We start from the raw sequence: 8537 nt of genomic DNA on the forward strand, positions 1-8537 counted from the left end.
TCTAAAACGCTCTTTAAGTACGTTTCCATTTAATCACATATTTTTCACTAATATCGACCAACTTCATACCCAAAAGGCTGATAATCGACACCAGAATAATAATCGCAAACATGGTATCATACTGAAACAGTTTTTTAGACTGAATCATGTAAACACCTAGTCCTTCAAAGCCTCCCAACCACTCAGATACCACCGTTGTGATAAAGGCGTAGGAGACACTGACCCTCAATCCTGCATAAAAGTAGGGCAGGCTGACAGGGATTTTAAAATGCCAAAGGATTTGCCAGGGATTTGCACGCATCAGACTAAACAAGGTCAGCATATCCTTATCACAATGCCTGAATCCATCTAAAATACTGACAATGATTGGGAAGGTTGTCGTCAAGATAATCAAGACAATCTTGGGCAAGATTCCATAACCTAACCACAAGACCAAGATAGGAGCTATAGCAATGGTCGGAATGGTCTGAACAACTACCATCATAGGGTAAATCAAGTCATTGAGCCAACCCAAACTATCCATAAGGACGGCCATGATACAGGCTATTAAAACACCCAAGACCAAACCTAGCAAAGCTACTCTCAAAGTTGCCCAGCTATGGTACCAAAGAAATTCTCTATCACGAACAAAAGACTGAAGAATTTCAAGAGGTGTCGGCAAGATAAACTTTGGTAGGAGTTTTAACAAACCCGCTACCTGCCAAAAAGATAAGACACCCAAAAATCCTAGCAGACTAATATGCTGTCTCATGATACTTTTCAAGTTTCTCATCGATGCTTAAAATCTCTCCTACATTTATTTTCACATTGGCAAAAACATTGTCTGCCCCTTGACCTGCTACCTCTAGCGCTTCTTTGAGAATGCGCATCAGTTCATCAAACTCTCCCTCTAAGACTGTTTCAAAAGGCGTTACGACCATCGTCACTGATTGAGCTTGTAGATAAGCTATTACCTGATAAATCACTGCTATTCGATCAATTCCTTGTGATAAGGGTAAAACTTGCAAGGCAATGCTTGCTTTCATAAAAATCTCCTCTTCTCAGGTTTTCTTTTAACAAAAAGAAAAACCTTTTTCATATATGAAAAAGGTGCAAAAATAGGCCAAGTATCGTTCCCTACGCTGGCATTACCCAGATCAGGTGCGGTCGAAGTTTAACACTTCCTCTCAGACTGTACACAGACTCCCATATATTATATGGACATATGATAACGAAAAATAAATAAGATGTCAAGGAAACTGCTTACAGAAAAAGAGACGAAAAACCGTCTCTTTCTATTAAAGCATAGGTGCAAATAACTGTGTCACTTCTTTAATCATCATTTGATACCAGGTAGGATTTATGGTATCCGAGAAAATTTCTTGCGACTCTTCGAAAATTTCTTCAAAATCTTTGCGAATATCCGCGATTGACTCTGTTTTGTAGAGTAGTACTGCATTTTCATAGTGGTGAACCAAGCTACGATAATCCAAGTTAATCGTACCTACAGCTGCGAATCGATCATCAACAATCATTTGCTTACTATGGATAAAACCAGGAGTATACTCAAAGATACGTACACCAGCAGACAAAAGGTCTGGATAAGATCCTCGAGTTACCAACTGGATGAGCTTTTTATCCGGTATATATGGAGTTACAATTCGTACATCTACGCCTCGCATAGCCGCATTTTTTATATCCTCTGTCAAATCATAATCAATAATGAGATAAGGCGTTGTGATATAGACAAAATCTTCCGCTTGATTAATCAAGTTTTGATAGACAATTTTACCCACCTTCATCTGGTAGATTGGTTTTGGCCCACTGCCATATGGGATACAAAGTCCACTACCGGATCGTGTCTGATTTTCTAAATGATACTGATCAAAGTCACTGATTTCTCCACGGTTGATGTACCAGTTCATGAGAAATAGTCTGGTGAAGGCTTGAGTCGCCGGACCATCTATACGAATCCCACTATCTTTCCAGTGTCCAAAACGTTCAATCTGATTGATGTATTCGTCTGCAAGGTTAATCCCTCCAGTATAGGAAATTTGCCCATCAATGACTAATATTTTTCGGTGGTCACGGTTATTATAGGCCACCGTCATACGAGGAATCACCTTATTAAACTTATGAGCATCAATTCCTTTAGAACGCAAATGAACCGTATAATCTCCCGGCAAGGTCACCATACAACCAATATCGTCGTAGAGCATCTTGACTTCAACTCCCTGGGCTGCCTTTTCTTCTAGAATTTCGAGCATGCTATCCCACATCAAGCCCTCTTCGACAATGTAGTATTCTAGAAAAATAAATTTTTTAGCTCTCTTTAGATCCTCCAACATCTGCTGCCACATTTCTTCTCCATTTGCGAAAAATTGTGAATCTGTATGCTCATAGACTTCCGCATTGCTATCCATATGTAGCAAAGCGTTGATAATCCCGTAGGCAGATTTATCTGTTTCTTGTAGGTTCTGATGAAGACTATCTTCATGCTTCTCTTGTAAAGTAATCGAACGCAATTCTCTGAGTTGTTTCAGCTCTTTTTTTGATAGTCGGCGCTCACCAAACATGATATAAAGTAATGGACCAAACACAGGCACAAAGGTCACAATCAACCAAGTCACCTTGCTCTCTGGCGACATGGAACGATTGACAATCGCTATAACGGTTGCTACGCTGATAAAAAATACAAGAGTCACCCAAATAATTGGTGCAATCTGGCTCATGTAAAGAATAATGCCAAAAATAACAAATAATTCTACCAGAATTATCGCAATACTAAAGCCATACTTGGACATCAATAATCGAAATTTTCTGATTCCCATATCTTCCTCTCAATTTCTAAGTATACTCCCTAATATACTGTCTGAAAACGCTTATTACCTTCTAGTATACTTAGTTTCATAAAAGTTAGCAAGCTTTTTCTGTATAGGCCGATAGTTCTACGTTTAAAACTAATTTAAAAAGCAGGCCACTTATAGGTGCCTGCTCTTATTTTACAATTTCAAAGCCAACATATTAACCGTCATACCAGCTGCAGTTCCCATCAAGAAGATGGTATCTCCTTCCTTCACATAGCCATGATCTAGTGCATAGGCCAATCCAAAAGGTACCGCAACGGAAACCATATTCCCATACTCACTGACAATATTGAGATACTTGTCTTTGCTAACTCCTAATTTATCCATGACAAGTGGTAATGCTCGACTAGCTTGGTGGGGAATAATATAGTCTACAGCATCTTTAGAAATACCAGATTTCTCTTGGAATTCTTGGAACATTTCTGGAATGACACGAGCAGAAAGCAAGAGGATTTTCTTCCCTTTCATATCAAACATGAAATTGGTCTTCGTTTCTTCAGAGTACTCTTTTGGTTGATATGAAGTCAAACCTCCACGGATTTCAGTATCGTGAGCTCCCTCTGACCAAGTACGTTGAAGGCTTGCTATCACTCCCTTATCCTTGTTACTTGCTTGGAAAATAAAGGCTGCGGCCCCATCACCAAAGAGTTCATAACTTTCTTTTTGCTTTGGATTGAGACCCAAGCTACCAACTTCACTAGATACAATCAAAACGCGATGATATTCTCCTGCTTCAATCAAATATGACATCGTTGATAGAGCAGAGATAAAACTTGTACAAGTCGTATTGATATCCATAGCTGGAATAGAAAGTCCTTTTGCCACGCGCTCATGAATCAAAGCAGCTGTACACGGAATAGGTTGAACACCAACCGCACTAGCTGATACAAGGCAATCAATGTCTTTAATACTTAAGTTTGCATTTTCAAGCGCAGCTTGGATAGCTGCTTCTGCCAAATCTAGCTGTGTTTCTTCATTTTCTACGACACGGTAACGGGTTTGGTCTTTAAATTGCACTGTATTTTTTGGAAGGTAAACTCCATAGCCTGCAATTTCTACATGTCTTTTCACTTCTGTCATAATCTTTTGTCCTTTCATAAACGTTGGATACGTTTGAGCTTACGGCTTGTATCCCAGTGATAATCTGAAAATTGTATTTCAGGTGCTTTAAACTCTTTCTGTTGAGCTAAGAGTCTGAATTGCTCTGCGATTGCTGTTTCTACTTGCTCGTCCCTTCGACTCAGACAAACTTCCACTAACTTCTCAGAATGTTGTTTGACTTGGTAATCTCCGACATTCTCCACAAAGAGAATGCAACGTCTGATAAAGTCAGGATAAATCGTGACCTGACCTCCATCTTGTCCATCAAAGTAGAAGATGTCGTCAGAACGCCCTTCAACCTTGTCAATCCTTGTATAATGAGATCCACAAGGACAAGGTTCAGGATTTTCAACCAAGATATCGTTGAGCTGATAGCGATAAACAGGCTGACTGCTCCGCTTAAAATCAGTAATGACTGGATAAAAACGTCGATCATCCAAGTAGTGCTTTTCCACAAAGATGATATCTTCATTAAGATGCAGATTCCCAGCCGAACAAGTACAAGCTAGAAAACCTTCTGTTGCTTGATAGACTTGGTCAATAACTGGTAGTGCAAAAGCCGCAGAAATCCGTTCTCTGTCACTATCTTCCAAGATTTCAGCCACCGAAACGATTTTTTGTGGGTGAATGACTAACTCCCCAACTTTTAGACGCTTGCTCAATTCAATCAACATAGAAGCAGGCGCCACCACGATGGTCGGTTGATAATTGTTGAGGCGCTCGATATGCTCATCTGTATTCTTGAAAATATCAAAGTATTCTAAACGAATGAGCGCCGTATTGATGGTCTGATACAGCTCATTATCTGCTCTCAGGAAAAAAGCTATACGATGTCCAAAAAGGTGACCTTTGGGCAACATCTTTGCCAAGATAGCCGCCGCCCACATACTTCGTTCTTTTTCAGTCGTGATAAAAAGTCCCCGGTGTCCAGATGTTCCAGAAGACAGCCCAACAGCTATTTCTCCTTTGAGTTCTGTAAAATTTCGAGTCTTTTCACTTTCGATAGCCAAAGCTAAGGCCTCGTCTCGATCCACTCCTTGAGTATTAAGTTCATTGAAATGCATCATCATAAAAGCTTTATCCATATGGTCAAAGTCGTGAGGCACACCATTTTTAAAATAAGGTGATTTACGTTTTAGAAATTCCATATAGGCATCTAGTTGCTTTTTCTGATAGCTTTCTAAGGCTTCTCGAGACTTAAAATTATGAAGCCAACGAGTCTGGATAAAAGTTTTAAGAAAGGTTATTTTTTTCATACAAAATCCGCTCAATCCTTTCTATAGGGTCATGGCTGACAAGCGCTTCTATACCATCATTCAACACCTCTTCCAGCAACTCTGTTCCTTTAATATAGTCAGCCTTACTATCTTGAACCAAGGAAGGAATCAGATGCATCTGTTTCGTATAGGGTAAGAGGTCAATTCCCCAACAAAGATCCGCTGCGATAAAGAGATGATAATCTGGAATAAAGAGACAGGCTTGGCCCTTAGCATGCCCATCAATAGAAGCTACCAGGATACTTCCGTCTCCAAAAAGATCATTGGTGGAACGATAATTGAAGTTGGAGTTTTGCTGATCTGCCTTGATGACTGTCAATCTTTCCTCGAAGTCACTCGGCAAAAATTCTTTAAAAATTAAATCTTTTAGTTTTGGTTTCTTGTAAACATCATACACTTCCTGGGTTAGGATAAAGCTTGCGTTCGGAAAGAAGCTAGCCCCTCCTAAATGATCTGGATGTAGATGAGACAGCAGGACAAAATTAATTTCTTCTGGTTTAATTCCTTTAGACTTCAGCAAATGCGAAATCTGATCCTGTGCTGTCATTTGAACGGGCGTCCCCAAGCGATATAAAGCATATCTTAGTTTTGTCTTAATATCGTAGTGATAGCCAGTATCATATAGCAGATAACCTTTATCCCTGTGCTCAATCAAAAAGACACCTGCAGGGAAAGTCATCTTTCTATTCTTCACACCTTTAAAGAGCAAACCGGCATAACTCGTACAATATCCCGCTGGGAAATACTCAATGCTTTCGATAATCTTGGACATATTGTTCAATCCCTTCTGAAATACTAATTTTCGGACGATACTCCAATTCCCTCTCAGCCTTGCTAATATCTAGAGTTTGACTATAGCGAAGCAAGTAATAGGTATACCGAGTCAAAGCTGGCTCCCCTTTAAGGTTCAAGGTCTTATAGAGAAATTCTAAACTACTTGCAATTCCTGATAACAGAAATGCTGGAATTTTTCTATATTTGATTGGATAACCCAAACCTGTCAAACTTTCCTCCAGTAAATCTCTAAAAGCTCTCGGTTCTCCATTAGTGATATTATAAACCTCACCTTTTGCTTCTGGTACTTCTAAGGCTAAACGAATTGCGAGAGCAACATTTTCCACGCAAGTCATGTCCATGAGCTGACGCCCATCTCCAATTAAAGGAATACCAATTTTTTGACTAAGATTGATCACCCGTGGCAAGATGCTGGTATCTCCAATCCCAAACAATCCCCGAGGCCTCAAGATAATACTAGGAACATCTGGATAATCCTTAAAGAGTCTCTCCGAAGCCAATTTACTACGTATATAGTTATTGAGATTATTTTCCTCTGGTGCAGCACTTTCTTTGATCCCTAGTTGATCTTTTGGAGCAGCATAGATGCTTGGTGAGGATACATAGACTAAACGTTGCATACCTACTTGACGACAAGCATCAAGAACATATTTGGTTCCTAAAACATTAGTCTGATAAAAATCATCCCATGGCCCCCAAATAGTTGAAAGAGCCCCAGCATGAACAACCATGTCCATCCCTTGACAAGCCTCTAATAAATCTTCTGCCTTTGTCAAATCACCCTGAAAAAAACTGACAGAAGATTCTTCCAAGGATTGCCCTACCTGACTATTTCTACCAAAGGCTCTTACTTGATAACCATGTTCTACTAGTTCTTCTATTACATATTTACCAAGAAAACCAGTGGCTCCAGTCACTAAAACTGTTTTCATCTTTCATTTTCCCTTTCTGCCAGCAGACGATGGATTTCACTTTCTAATATTTCAGTCGGATGATAAGACTGCGCAGCTTGGCGTAAAGTCTCTAATTCGGACCAATCTTCTTTAGCCAATAGATTATCAAAAGCTTGTCCAATCGCTCTCGTATCCTCTTTGTTAGCAGACAGTGCAACTCCTGCTTCTACGCCCCGAACTGCATAGTCAAATTGATCATAGTCATGAGGAAGGATTAAGGCTGGTTTTCCGTAAATGATACATTGATAAAAAATACCAGCTCCTCCATGATGAATGACATAATCCATCTGAGGAATGTATTCCTTATAAGGGAGATAGGAAACTACAGAAAGGTTTTCCATAAGGTTCTCACATTGAAAAACTTCTCCACCCACACCACGTGTCACAAAAAAATGACAGTCTGGATGAGCTTTAGCAAGTTGCTTAGCTTGATAGATAAGATTTTCTTTAGCCCAAGCAAGTTGCGTACCACAAGTCACCAAGACTTTCTTTTGATTAGGAAAAATTGATAAATCTAACGGATAATCCTTTCCAGCCTCTACTGAAGCTCCTGAAGGCCCCACCCACTTGTAATGTTTTGGAAATCCTTTTTTTAACTCCACTTCTTTCATTCCAATACCAAGAATTGAATATGGAGAATATATGGTCTCTTGATCAAGTTGATTATATAATTTAAAATCATATCTCTTTAAACGATCACGCAATAAAAAAGATACAATACGTTTAACTAAACGGGTTGCTTTTCTCCCGATATATTGTATTGAAGCGTCCCAGCCATTATTAGGACTCCCCATTCCACCGATTAAACACGGTGGACCATCAGTCGTTTCTATAACAAATTGTGTAGCCATGGTAGTTATCCAAGGAATACCAAGTTGATTAGCTACAAGACCACCAGATAAGGTTATAAAATCAGCAATAACAATATCAGGACGATTCTCTCGCCATTCTTCCGACAATTGATCTGAAACTAAATTAATTAAATCCAAACTAGCAGAAAGTTGTTGATAGGCTGATAAAATTCCTAACTGCTTATCATTATTTGCTACCTTCTCAAACTCCTCAATATGACCTTCAAGTATAGTAACAACATTAAAACCAGCTGCTTCAGCCACAGATTTCTTCTGAGAACCTGTAAATAAACGAATTTCATACTGAGGATTATTAAGCAAAGGTGCTAAGAGATTCATTGTTGGATAAAGATGGCCACTTAAAGGGACAACCACAACATCAATTTTGATACTTTTCATATGTCTAGAATACCAAAAAATAAAAAAAAGAACTATCAATAAGATAATTCTTTGCTCAATTATTAGCCTTTGAAATGAAAATATAATAAAACATAAAAGAAAATGTGATGTAAATTCACAGGAAATAAGTTTAATAAATTTAAATTTAAGAAATAAAAAAAGGCAACTGCCTCAATTTAAGTATTGACCAATCGGGAAGACAGGATTCGAACCTGCGACACCTTGGTCCCAAACCAAGTACTCTACCAAGCTGAGCTACTTCCCGAATTAAATTGTTAATGCACCCTAGAGGAGTCGAACCTCTAACCGCCTGAT

General features: G+C 39.0%; 8 protein-coding genes and 1 tRNA gene. All 9 read right to left on the reverse strand.

Annotated elements, in window-relative coordinates; translation table 11 throughout:
- Positions 1 to 13 precede the first annotated feature (13 nt).
- Positions 14 to 772: an ABC transporter permease gene (locus tag ACXYSK_RS08775; protein WP_458625729.1), complete on the reverse strand. Its 759-nt coding sequence runs from the start codon at positions 770 to 772 to the stop codon at positions 14 to 16.
- The gene (locus ACXYSK_RS08780; RefSeq protein WP_458625730.1) at positions 735 to 1025 is read right to left on the reverse strand and encodes a thiamine-binding protein; all 291 of its coding nucleotides are present in this window, start codon (positions 1023 to 1025) and stop codon (positions 735 to 737) included. The genes ACXYSK_RS08775 and ACXYSK_RS08780 overlap by 38 nt, the downstream gene beginning before the upstream one ends.
- Positions 1026 to 1277: 252 nt before the next feature.
- Positions 1278 to 2810: a cardiolipin synthase gene (cls, locus tag ACXYSK_RS08785; RefSeq protein WP_458625731.1), complete on the reverse strand. Its 1533-nt coding sequence runs from the start codon at positions 2808 to 2810 to the stop codon at positions 1278 to 1280.
- 171 nt (positions 2811 to 2981) lie between these two features.
- Positions 2982 to 3926 (reverse strand): 3-oxoacyl-[acyl-carrier-protein] synthase III C-terminal domain-containing protein, encoded by a 945-nt coding sequence (locus ACXYSK_RS08790; RefSeq protein WP_458625732.1) that lies wholly within the window; start codon positions 3924 to 3926, stop codon positions 2982 to 2984.
- Positions 3927 to 3940: 14 nt separating this feature from the next.
- A complete protein-coding gene (locus ACXYSK_RS08795) occupies positions 3941 to 5203 on the reverse strand; it encodes a F390 synthetase-related protein (protein WP_458625733.1) in 1263 nt (420 codons plus the stop codon).
- Positions 5181 to 5996 carry an MBL fold metallo-hydrolase gene (locus ACXYSK_RS08800; protein WP_458625734.1) on the reverse strand — a complete coding sequence of 272 codons (816 nt, stop codon included), beginning with the start codon at positions 5994 to 5996 and terminating at the stop codon, positions 5181 to 5183. The genes ACXYSK_RS08795 and ACXYSK_RS08800 overlap by 23 nt, the downstream gene beginning before the upstream one ends.
- Positions 5971 to 6951 (reverse strand): NAD-dependent epimerase/dehydratase family protein, encoded by a 981-nt coding sequence (locus ACXYSK_RS08805; protein ID WP_458625735.1) that lies wholly within the window; start codon positions 6949 to 6951, stop codon positions 5971 to 5973. The genes ACXYSK_RS08800 and ACXYSK_RS08805 overlap by 26 nt, the downstream gene beginning before the upstream one ends.
- Entirely contained in the window at positions 6948 to 8222 is a 1275-nt protein-coding gene (locus ACXYSK_RS08810) for a glycosyltransferase (protein WP_458625736.1), read from the reverse strand. Before ACXYSK_RS08810 ends, ACXYSK_RS08805 begins: the two co-directional genes overlap by 4 nt.
- A 191-nt stretch (positions 8223 to 8413) precedes the next feature.
- Positions 8414 to 8487: transfer RNA gene (locus ACXYSK_RS08815), tRNA-Pro, on the reverse strand.
- Positions 8488 to 8537: the final 50 nt, after the last annotated feature.

The sequence above is a fragment of the Streptococcus sp. V919 genome (assembly GCF_054353475.1).

Excerpts from the sequence above, each read along its gene's own strand:
- ACXYSK_RS08795 (WP_458625733.1), bottom strand. The coding sequence starts at position 5,203 with ATGAAAAAAATAACCTTTCTTAAAACTTTTATCCAGACTCGTTGGCTT.
- ACXYSK_RS08800 (WP_458625734.1), bottom strand. The coding sequence starts at position 5,996 with ATGTCCAAGATTATCGAAAGCATTGAGTATTTCCCAGCGGGATATTGT.
- ACXYSK_RS08805 (WP_458625735.1), bottom strand. The coding sequence starts at position 6,951 with ATGAAAACAGTTTTAGTGACTGGAGCCACTGGTTTTCTTGGTAAATAT.
- cls (WP_458625731.1), bottom strand. The coding sequence starts at position 2,810 with ATGGGAATCAGAAAATTTCGATTATTGATGTCCAAGTATGGCTTTAGT.
- ACXYSK_RS08780 (WP_458625730.1), bottom strand. The coding sequence starts at position 1,025 with ATGAAAGCAAGCATTGCCTTGCAAGTTTTACCCTTATCACAAGGAATT.
- ACXYSK_RS08775 (WP_458625729.1), bottom strand. The coding sequence starts at position 772 with ATGAGAAACTTGAAAAGTATCATGAGACAGCATATTAGTCTGCTAGGA.
- ACXYSK_RS08810 (WP_458625736.1), bottom strand. The coding sequence starts at position 8,222 with ATGAAAAGTATCAAAATTGATGTTGTGGTTGTCCCTTTAAGTGGCCAT.
- ACXYSK_RS08790 (WP_458625732.1), bottom strand. The coding sequence starts at position 3,926 with ATGACAGAAGTGAAAAGACATGTAGAAATTGCAGGCTATGGAGTTTAC.